The sequence below is a fragment of the Microbacterium sp. NPDC055455 genome (genome assembly GCF_053619935.1).
In genome coordinates this window covers 466510-487271 of record NZ_JBSHLB010000001.1, presented here as the reverse complement: position 1 = coordinate 487271, position 20762 = coordinate 466510, and the positions used below count along the sequence as shown (strand labels likewise).

Annotated in this window: 23 protein-coding genes; 16 read left to right on the top strand and 7 right to left on the bottom strand. The window is 69.7% G+C overall.

What is annotated here, in order from left to right; translation table 11 throughout:
* The first annotated feature begins 8 nt into the window (after positions 1–8).
* Positions 9–500 (top strand): nucleoside deaminase, encoded by a 492-nt coding sequence (locus tag ACWGUG_RS02080; protein WP_378878905.1) that lies wholly within the window; start codon positions 9–11, stop codon positions 498–500.
* A gap of 20 nt (positions 501–520) precedes the next feature.
* On the opposite strand, the gene xdhC is transcribed toward ACWGUG_RS02080, so the two are convergent.
* The 3 genes from xdhC to ACWGUG_RS02065 are packed head-to-tail and all read right to left on the bottom strand — an operon-like array spanning position 521 to position 5239.
* Positions 521–1354, bottom strand: a complete 834-nt coding sequence (gene xdhC / locus ACWGUG_RS02075) for a xanthine dehydrogenase accessory protein XdhC (protein WP_452323676.1) — start codon at positions 1352–1354, stop codon at positions 521–523.
* A 4-nt stretch (positions 1355–1358) separates the two neighbouring features.
* Positions 1359–3815, bottom strand: a complete 2457-nt coding sequence (xdhB, locus tag ACWGUG_RS02070) for a xanthine dehydrogenase molybdopterin binding subunit (RefSeq protein WP_452323675.1) — start codon at positions 3813–3815, stop codon at positions 1359–1361.
* A complete protein-coding gene (locus ACWGUG_RS02065; protein WP_452323674.1) occupies positions 3812–5239 on the bottom strand; it encodes a xanthine dehydrogenase small subunit in 1428 nt (475 codons plus the stop codon). Before ACWGUG_RS02065 ends, xdhB begins: the two co-directional genes overlap by 4 nt.
* Before the next feature lie 134 nt (positions 5240–5373).
* Here ACWGUG_RS02065 and ACWGUG_RS02060 point away from each other — a divergent pair, with 134 nt between their 5' ends.
* A complete protein-coding gene (locus tag ACWGUG_RS02060) occupies positions 5374–5790 on the top strand; it encodes a VOC family protein (RefSeq protein ID WP_336394193.1) in 417 nt (138 codons plus the stop codon).
* Positions 5791–5835: 45 nt separating this feature from the next.
* Here ACWGUG_RS02060 and ACWGUG_RS02055 read toward each other — a convergent pair whose 3' ends face one another.
* Both ACWGUG_RS02055 and ACWGUG_RS02050 read right to left on the bottom strand, forming a co-directional pair.
* The gene (locus tag ACWGUG_RS02055) at positions 5836–7203 is read right to left on the bottom strand and encodes a glucose-6-phosphate dehydrogenase (protein ID WP_452323673.1); all 1368 of its coding nucleotides are present in this window, start codon (positions 7201–7203) and stop codon (positions 5836–5838) included.
* A gap of 91 nt (positions 7204–7294) precedes the next feature.
* On the bottom strand, positions 7295–7768 hold the full coding sequence (locus ACWGUG_RS02050) for a hypothetical protein (protein WP_378878895.1): 474 nt from the start codon (positions 7766–7768) through the stop codon (positions 7295–7297).
* Between the two features lie 197 nt (positions 7769–7965).
* On the opposite strand from ACWGUG_RS02050, the gene ACWGUG_RS02045 reads away from it, so the two are divergent.
* The 11 genes from ACWGUG_RS02045 (at position 7966) to ACWGUG_RS01995 (ending at position 15566) form a co-directional block, all read left to right on the top strand.
* A complete protein-coding gene (locus ACWGUG_RS02045) occupies positions 7966–8772 on the top strand; it encodes a trypsin-like serine protease (RefSeq protein WP_452323672.1) in 807 nt (268 codons plus the stop codon).
* A 149-nt stretch (positions 8773–8921) separates the two neighbouring features.
* Entirely contained in the window at positions 8922–9260 is a 339-nt protein-coding gene (locus ACWGUG_RS02040; RefSeq protein ID WP_336394197.1) for an ArsR/SmtB family transcription factor, read from the top strand.
* Positions 9257–9919, top strand: coding sequence for a cation diffusion facilitator family transporter (locus ACWGUG_RS02035; RefSeq protein WP_452323671.1), 663 nt, complete (start codon positions 9257–9259; stop codon positions 9917–9919). The genes ACWGUG_RS02040 and ACWGUG_RS02035 overlap by 4 nt, the downstream gene beginning before the upstream one ends.
* Before the next feature lie 104 nt (positions 9920–10023).
* Positions 10024–10410, top strand: coding sequence for an aspartate 1-decarboxylase (gene panD / locus ACWGUG_RS02030; protein WP_378878887.1), 387 nt, complete (start codon positions 10024–10026; stop codon positions 10408–10410).
* A gap of 53 nt (positions 10411–10463) precedes the next feature.
* Complete coding sequence (locus ACWGUG_RS02025) at positions 10464–10967, top strand: NlpC/P60 family protein (RefSeq protein WP_452323670.1); 504 nt, start codon at positions 10464–10466, stop codon at positions 10965–10967.
* A gap of 76 nt (positions 10968–11043) precedes the next feature.
* Positions 11044–11616 (top strand): YdeI/OmpD-associated family protein, encoded by a 573-nt coding sequence (locus ACWGUG_RS02020; protein WP_452323669.1) that lies wholly within the window; start codon positions 11044–11046, stop codon positions 11614–11616.
* Positions 11617–11837: 221 nt separating this feature from the next.
* Positions 11838–13418, top strand: coding sequence for a molybdopterin-dependent oxidoreductase (locus ACWGUG_RS02015; protein ID WP_452323668.1), 1581 nt, complete (start codon positions 11838–11840; stop codon positions 13416–13418).
* A gap of 104 nt (positions 13419–13522) precedes the next feature.
* Entirely contained in the window at positions 13523–13855 is a 333-nt protein-coding gene (locus ACWGUG_RS02010; protein WP_452323667.1) for a hypothetical protein, read from the top strand.
* The gene (locus ACWGUG_RS02005; protein ID WP_378878879.1) at positions 13852–14454 is read left to right on the top strand and encodes a DUF998 domain-containing protein; all 603 of its coding nucleotides are present in this window, start codon (positions 13852–13854) and stop codon (positions 14452–14454) included. Before ACWGUG_RS02010 ends, ACWGUG_RS02005 begins: the two co-directional genes overlap by 4 nt.
* A gap of 95 nt (positions 14455–14549) precedes the next feature.
* On the top strand, positions 14550–14747 hold the full coding sequence (locus tag ACWGUG_RS02000; RefSeq protein ID WP_336394205.1) for a helix-hairpin-helix domain-containing protein: 198 nt from the start codon (positions 14550–14552) through the stop codon (positions 14745–14747).
* Between the two features lie 324 nt (positions 14748–15071).
* Positions 15072–15566, top strand: a complete 495-nt coding sequence (locus ACWGUG_RS01995; protein WP_452323666.1) for a hypothetical protein — start codon at positions 15072–15074, stop codon at positions 15564–15566.
* Between the two features lie 41 nt (positions 15567–15607).
* On the opposite strand, the gene ppk2 is transcribed toward ACWGUG_RS01995, so the two are convergent.
* Together ppk2 and ACWGUG_RS01985 are read right to left on the bottom strand one after the other, a co-directional pair.
* Positions 15608–16450, bottom strand: coding sequence for a polyphosphate kinase 2 (gene ppk2 / locus ACWGUG_RS01990; RefSeq protein WP_452323665.1), 843 nt, complete (start codon positions 16448–16450; stop codon positions 15608–15610).
* A gap of 375 nt (positions 16451–16825) precedes the next feature.
* Positions 16826–17389 (bottom strand): VOC family protein, encoded by a 564-nt coding sequence (locus ACWGUG_RS01985; RefSeq protein WP_452323664.1) that lies wholly within the window; start codon positions 17387–17389, stop codon positions 16826–16828.
* A 268-nt stretch (positions 17390–17657) separates the two neighbouring features.
* Between ACWGUG_RS01985 and ACWGUG_RS01980 the strand changes: the two genes are divergently transcribed.
* From ACWGUG_RS01980 to ACWGUG_RS01970, 3 genes are all read left to right on the top strand, one after another.
* Positions 17658–19139, top strand: a complete 1482-nt coding sequence (locus ACWGUG_RS01980; protein ID WP_452323663.1) for a LamG-like jellyroll fold domain-containing protein — start codon at positions 17658–17660, stop codon at positions 19137–19139.
* A 354-nt stretch (positions 19140–19493) separates the two neighbouring features.
* Positions 19494–20000, top strand: a complete 507-nt coding sequence (locus ACWGUG_RS01975; RefSeq protein WP_336394208.1) for a hypothetical protein — start codon at positions 19494–19496, stop codon at positions 19998–20000.
* Between the two features lie 452 nt (positions 20001–20452).
* Positions 20453–20752, top strand: a complete 300-nt coding sequence (locus tag ACWGUG_RS01970) for a hypothetical protein (protein WP_336394209.1) — start codon at positions 20453–20455, stop codon at positions 20750–20752.
* Positions 20753–20762: the final 10 nt, after the last annotated feature.

Below are 20762 nucleotides of genomic sequence, written 5' to 3'. Positions count from 1 at the left end.
GGTGAAGCGTGTCCTCCTTCGACCGGGAACCGGCCCGTCACCTCGCCCGCGCCATCGAGATCGCGACCGAGAACGTCCGCAACGCGGGTGGGCCGTTCGGCGCCGTGGTCGTGTCGGCCGACGGCCGTGTGTTCGAGGGCGTCAACCGGGTGACCGCCGACCTCGACCCGTCCGCCCACGCCGAGGTCACCGCGATCCGCCGCGCCTGCCAGGGGCTCGGCACGTTCGACCTCAGCGGGGCGACGCTGTACGCGAGCTGCGAGCCCTGCCCGATGTGCCTCGGCGCGGCGCTGTGGGCGCGGGTGGACCGCGTGTACTTCGCCGCCGACCGCGAGGACGCGGCCGCCGCCGGGTTCGACGACGCCCGCTTCTACCAGTACTTCGACGGCGGCCCGGAGCACCGCGAGGCCATGCCGGTGGCATCCGTCGCCCTCCCCGACGAGGTCAGGGTCGCCCCCTTCACGGAGTGGCACCGCACCGCCACCCGCATCGAGTACTGAGTCCCGCCGCGAGAGCCGGCTCAGGGACCCGCGACGGGGGCGGTCTCCTCGATGAGCTGCAGCAGGCGCGCAGCGACGCTCACCGCGATCGTGGCGGGCTGCTTGCCGGCGACCTCGGCAAGGCCGATGGGGGTCACGACGCGGGCCAGCGCGGCGTCGTCGTGCCCGGCATCCGTCAATCGCGCGCGGAAGCGGGCCCACTTCGAGCGCGAGCCGATGAGCCCGATCGAGCCGATGCCCTCGACGCGCAGGGCCTGATCGACGATCGCGAGGTCCTCGGCGTGATCGTGGGTCATGACGAGCACGTGCGTTCCGGCCGGCACCTCGCGCAGCACGGACTCGGGCACAGGGGCGTGGTGCACGAAGACGTGCGCGACGGCGTCGCCCAGCGGCCCCGGCGCGCCGTCCACGCCGAGCCGGGCGGGCTCCAGCATGGTGCCGCGGGAGTCGACGAGGTGCAGGTCGACGTGCTGGCGGGCGAGGATGCGCGCCAGCTCGAGGCCGACGTGGCCCAGTCCGAACACGGCGATGGAGGGGACGACCCGCACCGGTTCCAGCATCAGCGTGACCTCGCCTCCACAGCACTGCACCCCATAGTCCGTCGTCGCCTTGTCGCTGAGGGTGAGCGTGAGCAGGTCGGGCTCGGCCGCGCCCGCTTCGAGCATCTCGCGCGCCCGCGATACGGCGGTCGCCTCGAGGTTGCCGCCGCCGACCGTGCCGAACACCTCGGCGGGCGAGACGACCATCTTCGCGCCGCCGTTGCGCGGGGCGTGCCCGCGCACCATCGCCAGCGTCACGATGACGGCCGGCGTTCGTGCGGCACGCAGTGCCTGCACCGCGTCGAGCCAGTCCATGGCCTCAGCGGCCCGCCGTGAGCAGGCCGGTCTCGCTCGTGCCGGAGTCGTCGACGGATGCCTCGGCCGTGCGCGGCTTGCCTCCGTTGCCGTCGACCGATGCCTCCGCCTGACGCGGCTCCGCCCCGTGGCCGTCGGCGGCGCGCGCGGCCTCGACCGCCCAGAACACCGCCTCGGGTGTCGCCGGGGAGGCGAGCTCGACGCTGCGTCTCTGCGGGCCGAACGCCCCGACCGCCTGCCGGAGGGCCTCGCGGGCGCTGAAGGCGAGCAGGAGCGGCGGCTCACCGACGGCCTTCGAGCCGTACACGGCACCGTCCTCGCGGGCGTCGTCGAAGAGCCGCACGTGGAACTCCTCGGGCATCTCGGACAGGCTCGGCAGCTTGTAGGTGCTCGCCGACGGGGTCTGCAGGCGGCCGCGGGCGGGGCCGTCGCCGTCATCCCATCGCAAATCCTCGAGCGTCAGCCAGCCGACGCCCTGCACGAAGCCGCCCTCGACCTGCCCGAGGTCGAGCCGCGGCGACAGCGAGTCGCCGGCGTCGTGCACGATGTCGACCCGCCGCAGCCGGTAGGCGCCGGTGAACCCGTCGACCTCGACCTCGGTGGCCGCGCAGCCGTAGGCGAAGTACTTGAAGGGCGACCCCTGCTGGCGGTCGGCGTCCCAGTGCAGGCCCTCGGTGCGGTAGTAGCCCGCGGCGAAGAGCTGCACGCGCTGCAGGTAGGCGGCGGCGACGACCTCCGCGAACGACAGACGCGGCCCGGTGCCGCCGAGCGCGAAGACCTCGCCGCCCGAGAACCGCACGTCGCGCTCGTCGACGCCGAGCAGGCGCCCGGCGACGGCGGCGAGCCGGCCGCGGATCTCCTCGCACGCGATCTTGATCGCGCCGCCGTTGAGGTCGGCGCTCGACGACGCCGCCGTGGCGGAGGTGTTGGGCACCTTGTCGGTGCGGGTGGGTGCCAGCCGAACCTGGTGCAGCTCCACGCCGAGAGCGGTCGCGGCGACCTGCAGCATCTTCGTGTGCAGTCCCTGCCCCATCTCGGTGCCGCCGTGGTTGATGAGCACCGAGCCGTCGCGGTAGACGATGACGAGCGCGCCGGCCTGGTTGAAGGACGTGAAGGTGAACGAGATGCCGAACTTCACGGGGGTCATCGCCAGCCCGCGCTTGCGATCGGGGTGGGCGGCGTTGAACTGCGCGACCTCGCGCAGCCGGGCGTCGAGGTCGCTCTCGGCGCGGAGCTGGTTCCAGATGACCGAGATGCGCTCGGCGTCCTTCACCGGCTGCCCGTAGTGCGTGGACTGCCCGGGGCGGTAGAAGTTCTTCTCACGCAGCTCGAGCGGGTCGAGCCCCAGCACGGGAGCCGCGCGGCCCAGGATGTCTTCGATCAGGAACGAGCCCTGCGGCCCGCCGAACCCGCGGAACGCGGTGTTCGACGGCTTGTTCGTCTTCGCCACGCGTCCGTGCACGCGCACGTTCGGGATCCAGTAGGCGTTGTCGACGTGGCACAGGGCACGGCCGAGCACCGGCTCCGACAGGTCCAGGCTCCACCCGCCGTCCGACGTCAGCGTCGCCTCCAGCGCCTGCAGGCGCCCGTCGGCGTCGAAGCCGACGCGCCACGACATGTGGAACGGGTGCCGCTTGCCGGTCATCGTGATGTCCTGCGCGCGGGTGAGGCGCAGCCGCACCGGGCGGCCGGTGAGCTTCGCCCCGAGCGCGGCGATGGCGGCGAACCCGTGCGGCTGCATCTCCTTGCCGCCGAACCCCCCGCCCATGCGCAGGCACTGCACCGTCACCTCGCTCGACGCGACGCCGAGCACGTGCGCCACGATCTCCTGCGTCTCGGACGGGTGCTGCGTCGACGATTCGACGAAGTACCGCCCGTCGGGCTCGCGCACCGCGAAGGCCGCGTGGGTCTCGAGCGAGAAGTGCTCCTGCCCGCCGCACTCGCTCACGCCCTCGAGCACGACGGCGGAGGAGGAGAGGGCGGATGCCGTGTCCCCGCGTTCGATCGTCAGCGCCTTGCCCTGGAACGACCCGGCCTGAATGGCCTCGGGCACCGTGATGAGCGACGGCAGCGGCTCGTACGAGACGACGACGGCGGCGGCGCCCAGCCGCGCCGCCTCCGGCGTCTCGCCGAGCACCCACGCCAGCGCGTGCCCGTGGAACATCGCCTCGGACGGGAAGAGCGGCTCGTCGTGCTTGACTCCGGCGTCGTTGACGCCCGGCACGTCGTCGGCGGTGAGCACGCGGACGACCCCCGGCACGGCGGCGGCCGGGGTGACGTCGAGCGTCACCCGGGCGTGCGCCGAGGTCGAGGCCACCGGCCACGCGGTGAGCACGCCGTGCGCGCGTGCCGCGAGGTCGTCGGTGTACACGGCGGCGCCGGTGACGTGCAGCGCGGCGCTCTCGTGCACGGCCGGCCGACCGACCACGGGGTTCTCGGGGCGATCGGCGAGCCCGCTCATGCCGGCACCTCCGCCGGATCGGATGCGGCGCCCGCGTGCAGGGCGAACAGCGCCGTGCCGAGCATCCGCGCGCGGTACGCGGCTCCGGCGCGGTGGTCGCTCATGGGCGTGCCCTCGCCCTCGAGCACGGCGGAGGCCGCCCGTGCCGTGTCGGCGTCCCACGGGCGTCCGATGAGCGCCCGCTCGGTGGCGTACGCACGCAGCGGCGTGGCGGCGACGCCGCCCAGTCCGATGCGGGCGCGCGCGATGATTCCGTCCTCGAGGTCGAGCGCGACCGCGACCGCCACCGACGAGATGTCGTCGAAGCGCCGCTTCGAGACCTTGTGGAACGCCGTGATCGAGTGGCCGGACGCGGGGATGCGCACCTCGCGGATGAGCTCGCCCGGGCGCCGGACGGTGGTGCGGTAGCCCGTGAAGTAGTCCGCCAGGTCGACGGCGCGCTCGCCGCCGTCGGCGGACACGAGCACGACCTCGGCCCCGAGCGCGAGCAGCGCCGGGGCGGCGTCCCCGATAGGCGACGCGGTGCCCAGGTTGCCGCCGAGGGTGGCCCGGTTGCGGATCAGCCGCGACGCGAACTGGGGGAGCAGCTGCCCGAGGAGCGGCACGCGCTCACCGAGGGAGCGCTCGACGTCGGACAGCGCAACGGCGGCGCCGATCCGGATGACGTCGTCGCCCACCTCGACGGCGCGCAGCTCGGCCAGCCGGTCTATGGCCACGACGATCGGCGCGCGGGCGCCGCGCAGGTTCACCTCGACGCCCCAGTCGGTGCATCCCGCCACCGGGACCGCGGCGGGCTCGTCGCGCAGGAGGACGAGCGCCTCGTCGAGGGACGTCGGCCGCACGAAGCGCGCGCCCGCCACCTCTTCATCGGTGGCGACGGCCTCGGGCGCAGGCGCGTCGAGCCGCTCCCGGAGCGGGTCGCCGGGCTGCGGCATCCCGAGCGCGAACGCGGCATCGCGGATCGGGCGGTAGCCGGTGCAGCGGCAGAGGTTGCCGCCGATGGCGTGCAGGTCGAACCCGTTCGGCCCGTGCTCGGCGGTGGCCTCCTGCGGCGCGCGGTCCGGCCGGTAGAACTCGGCGGCCATGCTGCACACGAAGCCGGGCGTGCAGTATCCGCACTGCGAGCCGCCGGCCGCCGCGAGCTCCTCCTGCACCGGATGCAGGTCGTCGGGCGAGCCGAGCCCCTCGGCGGTGACGACCTCCTGGCCGTCCAGCGCGAGGGCCGGCAGCAGGCACGCGTTCACCGGCGTCAAGGACGTGCCGCCGTCCGGCGTCGGGGTGGCCAGCAGCACCGCGCACGCGCCGCACTCGCCCTCGGCGCAGCCCTCCTTCGCGCCGGTCAGGCCGAGGCCGCGCAGCCAGTCCAGCGCGGAGGCGTGCGGGGGCGTGCCGGCGAGCGGCCGGGGCCGCCCGTTGACTGTCACTGCGGTGTCACTGTTCGTATGGATGCCCGGAGTCTACGCCGCGCGACTGTCGGCCGACGGTGAGCGACGCCCCTCTGGACACGCCCACGGGGCAAGAGGATCGTTGCCGTGGGGACACACACTGGGAGGTTGGCATGTTCACACCCGATCGGCCGTTCTCGAGCTTCGCCGTACCCGACATCGGCGCAGCCGCGGCCTTCTATCGCGACACGCTCGGGCTGAACGTGACCGTCTACGAGGAGATGGGCGGCGGCTTCACGATCGCCCTCCCCGGCGGCGGCCACGTGTTCGTCTACCCGAAGGAGGACCACGAGCCGGCCGTCTTCACCATCCTCAACTTCGAGGTCGACGACGTTGACTCCGCCGTCGACGACCTCAACGCGCGAGGCGTGGTGACCAAGATCTACACCGATCCGGACTACGGCACCGACGAGAAGGGCATCTCGCGGGGCTTCGAGGGCGGTCCCGACATCGCGTGGTTCCGCGACCCGGCGGGCAACGTCATCGCGGTGGGCGAGATGGCGCCGCAGATGCTGGGCGGCGCGGGCTGACGGCTGCGAGAGACGGATGCCGCGACCCGCGGCATCCGTCATCCGTCACGGCAGCACGGGCCAGCCTTCGGGGCCCAGCGACCCGGCGGGGTACTCCTCGAGCGGCACCTCGCCGGCGCGCCAGGCGGCCAGCACGGGATCGACGATGCGCCACGACTCCTCGGCGGCGTCGCCGCGCACCGCGAGGGTGGCGTCGGCGTCGAGGATGCCCGACAGCACCTCGCCGTAGGCCTTGAGCGCGCCCTCGCCGAGGTCGGCCCCGATCGTCGCGCGCTCGAGCTCGAACGGGTCGTCGCCGCCGTTGACGTTGAGCTCGAGGTCCATGTGGTCGGGTCCCAGCGAGAAGCGCAGGACGGATCCCGGCGCCTGGCCGACGAGACCTTCCGGCACGTGGTTGACGCGGCGGAACGTCACGACGACCTCGCCCTTCTTCTCGGGGAGCGCCTTGCCCGAGCGCAGCGTGAACGGCACGCCCCGCCACCGCTCGTTGCGCACCTCGCACACGAGCTCCGCGAGCGTCTCAGTCTGGCGTGCGGCGTCGACGCCGGGCTCGTCCGCATAGGACGGCAGCTGCCGCTCGCCGATGGTGCCCGCGGTGTAGCGCGCCCGCCGCGAGGCCGTCGCGGGATCGCCGCCCCACACGTGCGTCGCGCGCAGCACGGCCGAGGTGGCGTCGCGGAAGTCGCGCTCGTGCAGCGTCGCCGGCGGCTCCATCGCGAGGATCGCCATCACCTGCAGCAGGTGGCTCTGGATCATGTCGGCGAGGGCCCCGGCCCGGTCGTAGTAGCCGGCACGTCCCTCGAGCCCGAGCGTCTCGTCGTAGCGGATGACGACGGACTCGATGTGCTGCGCCGACCACACCGGTGCGAAGATGCGGTTGGCGAAGCGCACGCCGAGCAGGTTGAGCGTCGTCGACCGGCCGAGGAAGTGGTCGATGCGGAACACCTGCGCCTCGGGCACCAGGCGCTCCAGCGTCGCATTGAGCGCGCGGGCGGTCACCTCGTCGACGCCGAACGGCTTCTCGAGCGCGAGCACCGTCCCCTTGGGGATCTCGACGCCGACGAGCGCCTCGCACGCCGCCTTCGTGACGGCGGGCGGTACGGCGAAGTAGAGGGCGAGCCGGCCGTCGCGGTCGGACAGCAGGCGAGCGAGGTCGCCGGGGTCGGTGATGTCGGCGCGCTGGTAGGTCGTCTCGGCGATCGCGTCGAATGCCGCCGCGAATCCAGCCGACTCGAACGAGCGCCGCACGGTCTCGCGCCAGTGCGCGTCGTCCCAGTCGTCGATGCCGGCGCCGCGCAGCCGGATGCGGCGGTGCGGCTCGAGGGTGAGCAGCTGGCCGAGCGCCGGCAGCAGCAGTCGTGAGGTGAGGTCGCCCGAGGCGCCGAGGATCAGAAGCGTGGTCTCCGCCGACATGCGCCCACGTTAGCCAGCGACCGCTGCGCCGGGGGAGGGGCTGGCGGGTGCGCGGCTCCTATGCAACGGTGCGCGGCGGTCGTAGCGGACGTCAGCCGGCCCCGCGCCAGTCGCCCATATCCAGCCGGGGGCGGTGATGCACCCTGCCGGCATCGACGGGCGCGGTCTCGTGGCCGCCCAGTGCGTGCACCCAGGGCGGCTGATGGTCCATGGTCACCGAACCCGCGCCGGTCGTGAAGTAGGCGGCGACCGGAGGACTCGCCACGAACGCGGCCGCGAAGACGGCGGCACTGGGGATGCGCACCAGGGCATCGCGCGACATGAGGTCGCGCATGAATGAGGCGAACGCGAGCGGATCGTCGGATGGCGGCGTCTCCGCTCCCGGCGGCAGCTGCGACAGCAGCTGCCCGAGGATGTCCTCACGCTGCGCGGCCGGGAACCCGGCGAAGGCGGCCGCGTAGGCCTTGTCGGCGACGCTCGCGGGGACGTTCCCGAGCACGTAGGCGTAGCGCCCGATCTGCTCATCGTCGCTGAGGACGGGCTGTTTCTCGTGTCGCCATCTCATGACTCTCGGCTCCCGAGCGCCAGCGTACGCCGGACGCGACATTTCGTCGATGTCGGCGGGGCCGGTGCCGGCCAGCGCGGTCGCGCGTCGTCGCCGGACGAGCCGTGCACGGACCCCCGTGGACAGGGGGTGGGTCCGGGTGTCTAATGGGCCGCACCAAGCCCGGCAACGACGGAGCTGGCGAGGAAGGTCGGATCATGCGACAACTGCTCATCCTCGTGCTCGCTCTGGCTCTCGCGTGGGCCGGCACCGCACCGGCATCCGCGATCACCTTCGGCGATGAGGACGGTGACCTGCACCCCAATGTCGGCGTCGTCGTGATCGACCGGAGCGCCGGAAGCCCCGGACCTGACATCACGTGCTCGGGCACCTTGATCGCCGACTTCGTCTTCCTGACGGTCGCCCACTGCGTCGACGTGCTCGAAAGCGTCGGCCAGCCCTACTACGTCTCGTTCGAGTCGACGTATGACGAGGATGCGGCGGCACCGGCCGGGCTCATCTCGGGAACCGCGATCCAGCATCCGCTGTGGGGTTCGGGCCGGCAGGACGACACCCACGACATCGCCGTCGTGCTGCTCGACAGCGCACCACCCGGTGTCGTCCCCGCAGAGCTGCCGACCGCGGGCCTCCTCGACCAGCTCAACGCCAGCGGCGAGCTTCGCGACAGCACGTTCACCACCGTCGGCTACGGCGCCGTGCGCACCGACAAGACCGGCGGGCCGAACTCCGTAGAAGGCCGCGACGGCGTGCGTCGCTACGCGCTGCAGAGCTTCCAGTCGCTGAGGCCGAACTCCCTCGAGCTGTCGCAGAATCCCTCGACCGGCGACGGCGGCACCTGTTTCGGTGATTCGGGCGGGCCGCATTTCCTGGGCGGCGTCGACAGCAACCTCGTGGTCTCGACCACGGTGCGCACCGACCGCTGGTGTCGGGCCACCAGCCAGACCTACCGGCTGGACACCGAGTCAGCCCGCGACTTCCTGGGTCAATACGTGACCCTTCCCTGACCGCGGGATCACCAGGCGTACGCCTCCGGGGCGATGCCGGGGCCGGGCCAGAGGGTGTCGAGCCGCTCGAGGACCTCGCTGGTGCGGCGACTGCGGACGCCGACGATTCACGGCTGCCTTGATTCACGATGCCCTGTATCGTTGGCGCCGTGCCCGTTCTCACCGCCACGCTCACCCACACCGCCGCGCTCGCCAGGCTCGGGTCGGCGCTTTCCGACCCGACGCGAGTGGGCATCCTGCTGGCGCTGCGAGACTCCCCGGCATACCCGTCGGATCTGGCGGATGCGCTCGGGGTGTCGAGGCAGGTGATGTCGAACCAGCTCGCCTGTCTGCGCGGCTGCGGTCTCGTACAAGCCTCGCCGGATGGCCGGCGCACCGAGTACCGGCTGGCCGACCCGCACCTGGCGCCGGCGTTGAGCGAGCTGCTTCAGGTGGTCCTGGTCGTCGAGCCCGACTGCTGCGACGGGGAAGGGTGCTCATGCGCATGAGCGCGACTGCCCTGAGCGCCGACCGTCGACGTGTGCTGCAGCGACGGGTTCGCTGGATCGTCGCGGCAACCATCTCCTACAACGTCGTCGAAGCGATCGTCGCCATCACCGCCGGCAGCGTCGCGTCGTCCGGCGCGCTGATCGCGTTCGGGCTGGACTCGACGATCGAGGTGCTCTCCGCGGCGGCGGTCGCGTGGCAGTTCACTCGCCGGGATCCGGAGCGCTGGGAGAAGCCCACGCTCCGTGTCATCGCCGTCGCGTTCTTCGCCCTCGCCGCCTACGTCATCGCGACGTCGCTGCTGGCGCTGCTGACCCGGGCCGAAGCGGAGCACAGCACGCTCGGGATCACGATCACGGCCCTCAGCCTCGTCGTCATGCCGTTCCTGTCTCTCGCTGAACGTCGCGCGGGGCGCGAGCTCGGCTCCGCCACCGCGGTCGCCGACTCCAAGCAGACGCTGATCTGCGCCTACCTGTCCGCCGCCGTCCTGGTCGGGCTCCTGCTCAACAGCCTCTTCGGCTGGTGGTGGGCCGACGCGCTCGCAGGCCTGGTCATCGCCGGCTTCGCCATCCGCGAGGGCGTCGAGGCCTGGCGCGGCGACGCCTGCGCTACCTCCGTGGGCATGATCCTCGAGGGCGACGACGCCGAGCACCGCGCGTGACAGGTCGGCTCCGCGACGCAGCACGTTACGGTCGCGGCGAGCGGACGCCCCGGCGACGACTATTCTTAGATCCAGTCCATCAAACCACCGAACGGGTCGCGCACGTGCTTCGAACCATGCTCAAGTCCAAGCTGCATCGCGCGACCGTGACGGGCAGCGATCTCAACTACGTGGGGTCGATCACGATCGACGCCGACCTTCTCGCGCTCGCTGACATCCTCGAGAACGAGCAGGTTCACGTGGTCGACGTGAACAACGGTGCGCGGTTCGAGACCTACACGATCGCGGGGGAGCGCGGCTCCGGAGTCATGCAGATCAACGGGGCAGCTGCGCGCCTGGTCCACACGGGCGACGTCGTGATCGTGATGTCGTACGCCCAGTACGAGCGCGACGAGTTGCTGCGCCACCGGCCTATCGTGATCGAACTCGGTGAGACCGATCCGTCAGCCGCTCCCAACACCACCGTTCGGGTGCTGACACACGCCGGATGACACGACCGCTGCGACGCTTCGCGCGGCATCCGCGGGCCCGTAGGCTCGCCACGATGACTACCGACACGCGCGAAATTGCAGCCAACGCGATCGTGTGGGCGCGAGCCCGCCTTGGCGACACGGACTACGCCACTCGTTGCCTTGCGTTCGTCGAAGACGCGATCGAACGCTCCAACGGCATCGAGATCTTCGGCGGAGACTACGCCGCGGAGTCCGCTCGACTGTACGGCTCTGCCGAGAACTCGGGTGTGCCCCCGCTGGGGGCGCTGGTCTTCTACGACGGCGTCGGAGACATCATGGGCACACGCCGGAACTGGGGTCACGTCGGCCTCAGCCTCGGCAACGGTCTCGTGATCCACGCATGGGATCGCGTCCGAATCGATGACCACCGCGCCATCGCAGCGCTGAGCCCGGCGCCGGGGTGGGAGCCGCTTTCGGCCGCGGGGTGGACGCCCTTGAGCAGGGTGCTCGAGAACAGCACGCCGAAGTCCTATGGCGCCGAGGATCCCGCTGACGTCGCCGCGCAGATGCAGACCGCCCGTTTCTCACAGCACTGAGGCCGAACCGTTCGCGGACTCGAGCAAGAGCTCGCCCTGCCCCGGTCGTGTCGGTGCCCGGAGCTATCCTCCCGTCATGGCCGACCGCGTGACCAAACCCGTGCTGCACGTCGACACGGTCGCGGATTGGGAGGCGTGGCTCGACTCGGACCCCGACCCGAGAGGGGTCCGGCTGCGACTGCGGAAGAAGGCGTCGACCCAGCCCGGCATCACGTATGCCGAGGCGCTCGATGTGGCGCTGTGCTTCGGGTGGATCGATGGCCAGACGCAATCCCTCGATGCCGACTACTACCTGCACACCTTCACGCCACGGCGGCCTCGGAGCATCTGGTCGAAGGTCAACATCGGTCACGTGACCCGGCTGATCGAGGAGGGTCGGATGCGGCCGCAAGGCCAGCACGAGATCGACCGCGCGAAGGCGGACGGGCGTTGGGACAGCGCGTATCGGCAGAGTGATGGCGACCTTCCCGTGGAGTTGCAGGAGGCCTTGGACGCGGATCCCAGGATCGCCGAGGCGTTCGCGAGTCAGTCGGCGCAGAACCGGTTCGCGATGGCGTTCCGCGTGGCCAATCTCAAGCGGCCGGCGTCGCGAGCCGCACGCGTCGCCGAGTACGTCGAGATGCTCGAGCGGGGCGAATCCATCCACTGACGACCGCCCGGAGTGCGCTGCCGCACGCCGCGGACGACCGCTTATCGTGGGCGCGATCCGATCAATACGATGGGCGGGGTAGCGGCGCGGGATCCTCCACCGGGCGACGTCGAGCGAGCGCCTCGACGGATCGGAACGACAGCTCGAGGAGGTGGTGCGGCACTTCTCCGATCCGATCGGCGCCCGCCTCCGAATCACTCAGCGAGCGGGTGATCGGGGGCATGGTGGCAAGACGGGGTGGACGCAGCGCATTCGTCGTCTTCGCCGCGGTCGCGGGAGTGATCAGCGGGCTGGTGTTCCTTGCGGCTGCGGAGCTGGTGGCATTGCTGGTGGCCCGGGAGGCGAGTCCGGTGCTGGCGGTCGGGTCGTTCGTCATCGACGTCATTCCGCAGCCCCTCAAGGAGCTCGCGATCTCGACGTTCGGGGAGTACGACAAGATCGCGCTGCTGGTCGGGCTCGGTCTGGCGGTGGTGATCGCGTCGGCGGTAGCGGGCGTCCTGCAGTTCCTGCGGCCGCCGCTGGGGGTCATCGCGCTCGCCGTCGCGGGAGCGCTGTCGGTCGCGGCGATCGTGACGCGCGCCGGAGCCACACCCCTCGCGTTCGTCCCGCCCGTGATCGGGGCGCTGGCAGGATCCGTGGCGCTCTCACTCCTCTGCCGCCGACTCCGAGCATGGCAGCGCTCCGTTGCCACGCCGGCGGTCGCGGCCGAACCCAGCGATGACAGTGCGCCGGCGATCGACCGACGACGGTTCTTCGTGCTCGCGGGCATCGCCGGGGTGTCCGCGGTGGTGGTCGGCATCACGGCGCGGGCGGTGACCGTGGCGACGTCATCCGTCGAGGCCATCCGTCAGCGCTTGCGCCTGCCCGCGCCCCGGTCGTCGGTGACGATCCCCGACGGAGCGGAACTCGACGTCCCGGGCATCACACCGTTGTTCACTCCCACTGCCGACTTCTACCGGGTGGACACCGCGCTCACGGTGCCGACGGTCGACCCGGCCGCTTGGCGGCTCGTGATCGACGGCATGGTGGATCAGCGCATCGAGCTCACCTTCGACGAGCTCTTGGCCATGGGGCTCGACGAGTACGCGATCACGCTGACCTGCGTGTCCAACGTCGTCGGCGGCGACCTCGTCGGCAACGCGATGTGGCTCGGTGTGCCGATCCGCGATGTCCTGCGACTCGCGGGCCCGCAGGCCGACGCCGACATGGTGCTGTCTCGCAGCGTCGACGGCTACACCGCCAGCACCCCGCTGTCGGCGCTCACCGATGACGGACTGGACGCCATCCTCGCCGTCGGCATGAACGGTGAGCCGCTCCCGCCCGAACACGGGTTTCCCGTCCGCATGGTCGTGCCGGGCCTGTACGGCTATGTGTCGGCCACGAAGTGGGTGACCGAGCTCACGGTCACCACGTTCGAGCGGGACGAGGCGTACTGGACGCCACGCGGCTACAGCGCTCAGGCGCCCATCAAGTTCTCGTCTCGCATCGACACCCCGAAGATCGGCAAGACCGTCTCGGCAGGCCGCATCCCCATCGCGGGCGTGGCATGGGCGCAGTCGGTCGGCATCGAGGCCGTCGAGGTGCGCATCGACGACGGCGAGTGGCAGCGCGCGACCCTGTCGACACCGATCAACTCCGACACCTGGGTGCAATGGGTCATGGAGTGGGATGCCGCGCCCGGCACCCACTACGTCTCTGTGCGTGCGATCAACAAGAACGGCGAGCTGCAGTTGGAAGAGCCTGCACCCATCGCGCCCAACGGATCCTCCGGCTGGCAGCGATCCCTGATCGCTGTGTCATGAGGCCGCATCCACCTCTCGCGATCGGATCGGGCCGCCACCGTCGACATCACTCAGAACGCGGCGCTATGGTTCCCCCTGTGGAGAAGGTAGCGACGAATGATCGGTTGACGATACCCGGCGCTGTCGCGCTCGCGCTGTCGACCGGAGCAGTGCTCTCGCTCTGGGCCTACCACTCGCTCTGGGTTCGGAATGCCGGAACTCCGGTCGCGCTGGACGCGACCGAGGACTTGGCCGTCCTCGCGTGGCTCGTCGGTTGGCTGCTGGTGACCTGCGCAGCCGGTGCAGCGGTGGTGCTCCTCGTCGCCGTGACCCGGCGGCTCGCCGCCCGGGTGCTTCCGCTGATCGACATCGTCGCGTTCGGGGCGGCGACAGTGCTCATCGTGGCTGCGGTCTCGCTCGCCCCTCTCTGGGGCACGGCATTCGCCGTAACCCAGTGAGCGCCGCTGACATCGCCGCCGTGACGGCGATGGTCGCCGGCGGGATCACGGTGGGGCTGATCGCGATCCTTCACGTGCTCGAGCCCGAGTACGACCCGTCCTGGCGGATGATCAGCGAGTACTCCCTCGGGCGTTACGGGTGGGTCATGCGCCTGGCCTTCGTCGGGATGGCCATCGGCCTGGCAGCGGCGTGCGTCGCCTTGTGGCCGTTCGGTGGCGTGTTGACCGTCGGCCTCGCCGCTGTCGCACTGGGCGCGCTCGGTGCCGCGTTCATCGACGCTGATCCGATCATGACTCCGCGAGCCGGTGCAACAGCCGCGGGCAGGGTGCACACGGTGCTCGGCGCAGTGTTGCTCGCGGGCTTCCCGCCTGCTGCGCTGCTGGCAGGGGTCGGGGTGGCGCCGGAGCTCGGCTGGACGCTGGCGGTCGCATCCGTTGTTCCGTTGGCCGGCCTCGTGTGGTTCCTCATCGCCTTTGCCCCCGCGGGCGGGCAGGGCGGCTCGCCAGAGATCCGCATCGGATGGCCCGACAGATTCTGCCTCCTCGCCTACCTGGCATGGGTGGTGCTTGCTGCGATCGGTGTCCTGTCCGTCATGTGATGCGACCGCAAGGCGCAGCGAGTCCGCCAGGCCTGGGCTCCTGAACGCAACGGAATCGAATCTGAACCCCCGCGTGCGGCCGATAGGGTGTCCGCGTGGAAGGGGAATCGGAGTTCCCGGTGTCGCTCGGGAAGGTCGCACGGCGGGCGCTTGCCGTACACGGGATCACTCGATTCGATCAACTCACTTCGTTCACCGCGTCCGACCTGCTCGAGATCCATGGTGTCGGCCCGAAGGCCGTGCGGATCCTCGCGGAGGAGCTCGACGCGCGCGGGCTGCGCTTCGCGACATAGCCGTGCCCGTTTCGAGGATGGCGATCAGGGATCCGCAGTCGACTACTTCGGCCGCGCGCCGCCGCCAGCCCGATCGTTCGCCACCCATGAGCCCGCTGCCTTCGGCCCTGTGGACTCCCTCGCCTGAAGGGTGAAGTCGACCAGCACGCGTCGCGGGGCGGGGTGCTCGGTGGAGGTCCGCGCGGACAGAACCGGCGAGGCCGGAAGGATGCCGTCGTCAGAGTTAGCATCCGTCCGCGCCGCTGGCAACCCCACCTCGATTTCGTGCTCGGTCACGGGTGGCGCCAATACGATTGCGCGACCGCACGACAAAGGGAGACGAGAATGACCGACACCCAGGGAAACTCCGAAGCCACACAGGCGGCGGGAGAAGCCGCCGAGCGGGCGAGCATGTCGGTCGCCGACGGGGCAGAATCGTCCGGCGCCACGGCGGAGCAGATCGCTGACGAGGTCTCGGCTGGCGCGCAAGCCACGAAGAGCAATGTCGCAGGAACCGTGAGCGACATCGCAGGCTCGGTGAGCGAGAGGGTCGGGGACGTCGTCGATGGAGCCAAGAGCGCTGCGTCCGAGGCAAGGGCCGCGGCCGGAAAAGCCGCCGACGCCGCCGTCGATGCCGCGAAGGCCGCAACCGCGAGTCTCAAGGATGTAGCCGACAGCGTCGATTTCGACAGCCTTGTCGCCCAGACCAAGACGGTCGCGGGGGAGTGGACAGACAAGCTGAAGCAGACATATCGCGAGCGTCCCGGCGTGGTGATCGCCGCAGCCGCGGGCGCCGTGGTGGTGCTGGCTTCGATCGTGCGTACGATCGGTCGTCGCTGACACTCCCGCTTGCCTGCTCCAGCCGCAGCGGGTTGTGACTCTTACGGACGCTCCGCTGCCTTCTTGCCGAGTTGGGCCGCGACGTCGGGAACGTATCGGAACTGCTCGATCGGTGGCCGCTCGTAATCGTCCGCCTTGGGGCGGTCGGGAATCGTTATCTTCGGCCGGTCCAGGGGGTGGTAGGGGACGCTGTCGAGGAGGTGGCTGATCGCGTTCAAGCGCGCGCTGCGCTTGTCGTCGCTCTCGACAACCCACCACGGCGAGCCCGGTGTGTCGGTGGCGGCGAACATGGCGTCCTTCGCGCGGGAGTAGTCCTCCCACCGGCGAATCGACTCCAGGTCCGTCGGTGACAGCTTCCACAGCTTCATCGGATCTTCGCGTCGCGCGACAAAGCGCGCTTGCTGCTCGTCATCCGAGACCGAGAACCAGTACTTGATAAGGAGGATGCCGTCCTCGATGAGGTGCTGCTCCACGACAGGCGCCTGACGCAGGAACCTCTGATACTGCTCGTCCGTGCAGTACCCCATGACCCGCTCCACTCCGGCGCGGTTGTACCAGGACCGGTCCATCAGCACGATCTCACCCTTGCTGGGGAGATGCTCGATGTAACGCTGGAAATACCACTGGCCGCGCTCCCGCTTGGACGGCTTGGTGAGCGCGACCACGCGCGTATGCCGGGGGTTGAGGTACTCGGTGACCCGTTTGATCGCTCCCCCCTTGCCGGCGGCGTCACGGCCTTCGAAGATCACCAGGACGCGCGCTCCTGATTTCGCCACCCATCGCTGCATCTCGACCAGCTCGACCTGAAGACGCTTCAGCTCGGCCTTGTACAACCGCTTAGGCACGCGCCGCACCGACGTCGTACTCCTGCTTTTCTTCGCCATGTCTCCCCCTGTGTCCGCCCGGCGTCGATCACCGCGCTTCCCTGCCGCCGCATATCTTCCACGCCTATGTCGACCTCGGCCAGGGCTTGCGCTATGCGCCGAGTTGCGGCAGGCAGCGGGTCGACCGCTAGGAACGGCCGGTTCCTGATATCGCTTCGTCACCGACGTCGACGCCTCCTTGCAGCTACGGGATGCGGGAGTGCGCAGTGGTGGACGACAACGGGAACCTCATCCGCGTTGGACCGCGCTCTGAGCCGATCCCTATCCGACCGGCGCCCGGAAACCGAACCGTCGCGCGCAGCGATCTGGAGTTGGCGCCGCTGTCGTTGGCCGGCTCGGCGGCATCGGTTCGGTGTCGGTCGACGCTCGGCGCGCTTAGTCGACCTGGTCGTCGCCCGCCCACTCCTGCGGCTCGCCGGGCTTGTACGTGCCGAAAGTCCACTCATAGCCTTCGAGGTCCCGGACGCGGCAGCGGTAGTTCCCCCACTCCGTGTCGGTGGGTTCGAAGACGACCTCTGCGCCGGCGGCGAGGGCAGACCGGAAGATGTCGTCAACATCGGCCGGAGAGCCCAGGGCGAACACCAGCCCAAGCCCGACCGACTCGCCGCGTGGTTGCGCGCGGTCGTAGCCCGCTCGATCGGTGAAGACGGTGAAGACAGCGTCGCCGAGCCGCATTTCGGCGTGCTGGATGCCTCCCTCACCGTCGGGCCATTCCGCGGTGGTCGTCAGTCCGAACGCGCGCTCGAGCCATCGGAGGGCGGCGGGCGCATCGCGGTACGGGATCTGCGCATAGAGGAACGCCGTAATCTCTGTCGTTGTCATGATGAGAAGGTAGCGATGCTCCCGGACAGAAGGTGTCCGCTCGGTGAAAGCTCTCAGGTCGCTGCCGGGACTGTTGCCGAGGAACGCAACCGACATCGGTGTGAGCGCTTCCCTCAACGGGCATCGCCGTCTGAGAAGACCATGACGTGCGTCGTCGATCCGTAAACGGGCAACCCACCGAAGAGGTACGCCCACCTCACATGCATGTCGTTCGCTGCGTGAAGCCATCGCGGCCGGGACGTTGTCCGCCCCGACGGGGAGGCTTTGGGGTCCGCTTGTCGTCCTGGAGCTCCCAGCCATTGACGGCCATGAATCCGGTCTGGCGCTGTGAGTTTCGTCCGGGTGCTCCCTTTCTCAGTGTTGTGCTCTGGCGGATAATCAGGGCATGGACGCGCCGAACGGGCCGGCCGACTTCGAACCATCAGATGAGCTGCAGCGCCTGCGGCGACGCGCTTACGGACCTGATGCGGACATCGCGGAGGATGCTGCGGCTCAGGCTCGCCTTTCCGAACTGGAGGCAACCCAACGTCGAGCGCGGGCTCCCGTCGCCGACGCACCCGCAGCACGCCAAGCCCCTGCCTCGGAACGCACTCCGATCCCTGAGGCTCCGGAACGGTCACGTCCTGGGTCGACATCGGTTCCGCAGCCCGTCAGCGCGACGGCCGCCAAGTATGAGGGTGACGGACAATCCGTCGCCGAGCCGAAACCCGCACGAGTGCCGATCGGCGATCCCAAACCCATCAACCGAGCCCTCTCGCCCCCGTGGTGGCGCCGCCGACGCGTGCTGCCCTGGGCCATCGCCGGCGTGGCGGTGCTGGCCGCAGCCATCGCCATCGGTGCCTTCGGCGAGGACTCGAACGAGCCCAAACCGGTCGCACGACTTACCCCGCAGGGCCAACCCGCCCCTGCTTCCATCCCTCCCGACGATGACGTTCCTGTGAGGTATGACTTGACGGTCGAGGACTTCGTCTCATACGGCTCGTACGGACCCCTGCAGATATGGAGCACGACGAAGCTGGAGCACCAGCGATGCATCGCCGTGCTTCATGAAAATCACATCTCGGTGTTCGAGTGCACGGCGCCTTCTGTCGACACCATCGCCGATATCGACATGGACCCCAACGAGCTCCCACCCACGCCGTCCGGTGAGCTGTCGCCATACGTCCGATTCTTGCTCCACGATGAGGTCGTCGACGTGTACCGACCGAAAGAGGCGGGCGAATTCTATGGATCCACGCCGCGCGAAGGCCAGACGCCACGTCAGACAACTGTCACGGCTGACTATCGGTTCGAGAGCTCGCTGGCCGACTCGGTGGGCGCCGCCACGGAGCTCACGGCGATCGGCGCCCCCGGCGCCGTATTCATCGACGAGGCAGTGCTCGGTCAAACGCGTCCCGTGCTGACGTTCGATCGGGGCGGCGGCCTCGAGCTCACCCCCGCATCGGTGGCGATCGGCAGCGAGTACACGATCGAGTTGGTGTTCCGCTTCGATCGCCTCGAAGGCTACGCGAAGATCCTCGACTTCAACAACGCCACGGCAGATAGCGGCCTGTACAGCCCCGACGGACGGATGGACTTCTTTCCGGTCGCCACCGGGCTGGGCACGGTCGTCGAAGTGGACTCATACGCCCGTGTCGTGCTCACCAGGGACGCCACCGACAACGTCGTCGCCTATGTCAACGGGGCCAGACAGCTGTCCTTCCGCGACACAGGCGACATCGCCGTGATCGACGCGAACAACACGCTTCGGATCTTCAGCGACGACACCGTCACAGCGGACGAGGACTCCGGCGGAGCGGTATCCCGCATCCGGCTGTACGACGGGCCGCTCAGTGCCAGCGCGGTCGCCGCGCTCGCCGCGGAGTAAACGGTACGGGGAGGGGGCCCCTCCCAAGCAGCGGCGCCGGAGTTCCGGACAGCCTCGGTGAGGGGCGGAATGCCGACGCCTGCAACCCGTCACTCTTCCGAGACTCGGACGCACACCCCAGGGGTCCGTGTTGTCTTCCTCGACCATTGATATCCGAGCAGACGCAACCGGGTTGGTGGTGCGATGAGAACGCTTGGGCGAGGCCATTACACGAGACCGTCGGCACGGGCCGCCATGCCCCCGCGGGGCTACGCCGGATCTGGGCAATACAGCCGACCGCGCTGGCTCCGCTGGCGCCGTTTCGATGAACCGCTGTCAGCGGTACTCTCTCACCGGAGATACACGGGGGCGGGTATGGGAGACCGCGACACATCCGATGCGGAACGGATAACGAGGTACCTCTGTCTCTGCGACGTGTTGCCTGATGACGTCGTCGCTGCCGCCAACGGCTACGCCAGTACGAAGCTCGCGCGATACAAGCGTGACGCGCTTCTGGAAGTTCTCGCGCCCTTTCGAACGCCGCAGGAAGGCCGCGACACCGCCTCCCCACTGCTCTTCGGGACATTGCTCTGCAGGGCGCTGCGGTATCAGGAGGAGCACGTCCGCCCGGGCAACCCGTCACCGGCCGCGACAGATCCGCGAGCGGAGGCACGCCCCGTTCTCGAGCTGATGAAGATGGGCGCAGGCCCCGCCTTCGTCTATTGGTTCATGGACAGTCCCGCGTTGAACTCCTACTTCTCTTCAACTGATTCTCATGAGTTCGTCGAGGAGCGCGCCTGGGTGAAAGATCTCGGGCCGCCCCCGAGCATCTGGTCATATGCGGGCCATTACGACGAGGATCCGGGCTTTGCCGGCCTCTGAGCCCGCAGCGAAGGCCGGCCGGCGCGAGGGCGGCGGCGACCGACTACGTGCCCGCACAGCAACTGATCGCTCGCCGTCCTCGCGGCACCCCCCGCCCCGCGCTGAAAGCACGTTGTACTGCCTCGCCTGAACACGGTCCCGATCACGTGCCCGTTCAGATCTCACTGATCCAACGAGGTGCGTCGACGCGGAGCCACTTGACGGCATCGACGCCCACCCAACCCATGTGCGAGGTGGCCGCGACCACAACACTCCCGCGCACTCGCCGATGACCGCGCGTCCACCAGCGCCCGTAGCTGCGACGCCGGTCGGCCCGACAGTGGGCTGATCGCGCGAGTATCATCAGTGCCACCCTGGTCGAAGCTGCTCGAGTCCATCACTGTTCGAGCTCACGACCCAGACCGCGTCGCCGGCCCTCCCGGCGCATGTCGACTCACTCTCGCGGGGTCATCATGACAAGCAGACGAAAGCTGAGAGGCGAAGACCCAGAGAGTCTGCGTCAACGGCTGGCTCAAATTCAGATCGAGAGAGTCCAGATCCTGAATCGTAGCTGGCCGATCGATGATGAGGACTGGAGCGAGGAGCGCTCGGACGCGCTTCACGATCTCGCGATAGAGGAGGGCCGCATCCGCAAGGCGCTGAACCTTCCCCCGGGTGAGTGGGATGCTGGCGTGTGGCCGGACTGGGTCGGCTGGTCAATCCTGACGTTTGTGGTCGTGGGCATTTTCGCCCTGGCGTCGATGGCCAGCTAGGTCACAGCTT

Bases quoted from the DNA above. Each gene is read 5' to 3' on its own strand.
- ACWGUG_RS02015 (WP_452323668.1), top strand. From the start codon at position 11,838: ATGGTGGCAAGACGGGGTGGACGCAGCGCATTCGTCGTCTTCGCCGCG.
- ACWGUG_RS02025 (WP_452323670.1), top strand. From the start codon at position 10,464: ATGACTACCGACACGCGCGAAATTGCAGCCAACGCGATCGTGTGGGCG.
- ACWGUG_RS01995 (WP_452323666.1), top strand. From the start codon at position 15,072: ATGACCGACACCCAGGGAAACTCCGAAGCCACACAGGCGGCGGGAGAA.
- ACWGUG_RS02045 (WP_452323672.1), top strand. From the start codon at position 7,966: ATGCGACAACTGCTCATCCTCGTGCTCGCTCTGGCTCTCGCGTGGGCC.
- ACWGUG_RS02020 (WP_452323669.1), top strand. From the start codon at position 11,044: ATGGCCGACCGCGTGACCAAACCCGTGCTGCACGTCGACACGGTCGCG.
- xdhC (WP_452323676.1), bottom strand. From the start codon at position 1,354: ATGGACTGGCTCGACGCGGTGCAGGCACTGCGTGCCGCACGAACGCCG.
- ACWGUG_RS01980 (WP_452323663.1), top strand. From the start codon at position 17,658: ATGGACGCGCCGAACGGGCCGGCCGACTTCGAACCATCAGATGAGCTG.
- ACWGUG_RS02060 (WP_336394193.1), top strand. From the start codon at position 5,374: ATGTTCACACCCGATCGGCCGTTCTCGAGCTTCGCCGTACCCGACATC.
- ACWGUG_RS02055 (WP_452323673.1), bottom strand. From the start codon at position 7,203: ATGTCGGCGGAGACCACGCTTCTGATCCTCGGCGCCTCGGGCGACCTC.
- ACWGUG_RS02035 (WP_452323671.1), top strand. From the start codon at position 9,257: ATGAGCGCGACTGCCCTGAGCGCCGACCGTCGACGTGTGCTGCAGCGA.
- ACWGUG_RS01975 (WP_336394208.1), top strand. From the start codon at position 19,494: ATGGGAGACCGCGACACATCCGATGCGGAACGGATAACGAGGTACCTC.
- ppk2 (WP_452323665.1), bottom strand. From the start codon at position 16,450: ATGGCGAAGAAAAGCAGGAGTACGACGTCGGTGCGGCGCGTGCCTAAG.
- xdhB (WP_452323675.1), bottom strand. From the start codon at position 3,815: ATGAGCGGGCTCGCCGATCGCCCCGAGAACCCCGTGGTCGGTCGGCCG.
- ACWGUG_RS01970 (WP_336394209.1), top strand. From the start codon at position 20,453: ATGACAAGCAGACGAAAGCTGAGAGGCGAAGACCCAGAGAGTCTGCGT.
- ACWGUG_RS02050 (WP_378878895.1), bottom strand. From the start codon at position 7,768: ATGAGATGGCGACACGAGAAACAGCCCGTCCTCAGCGACGATGAGCAG.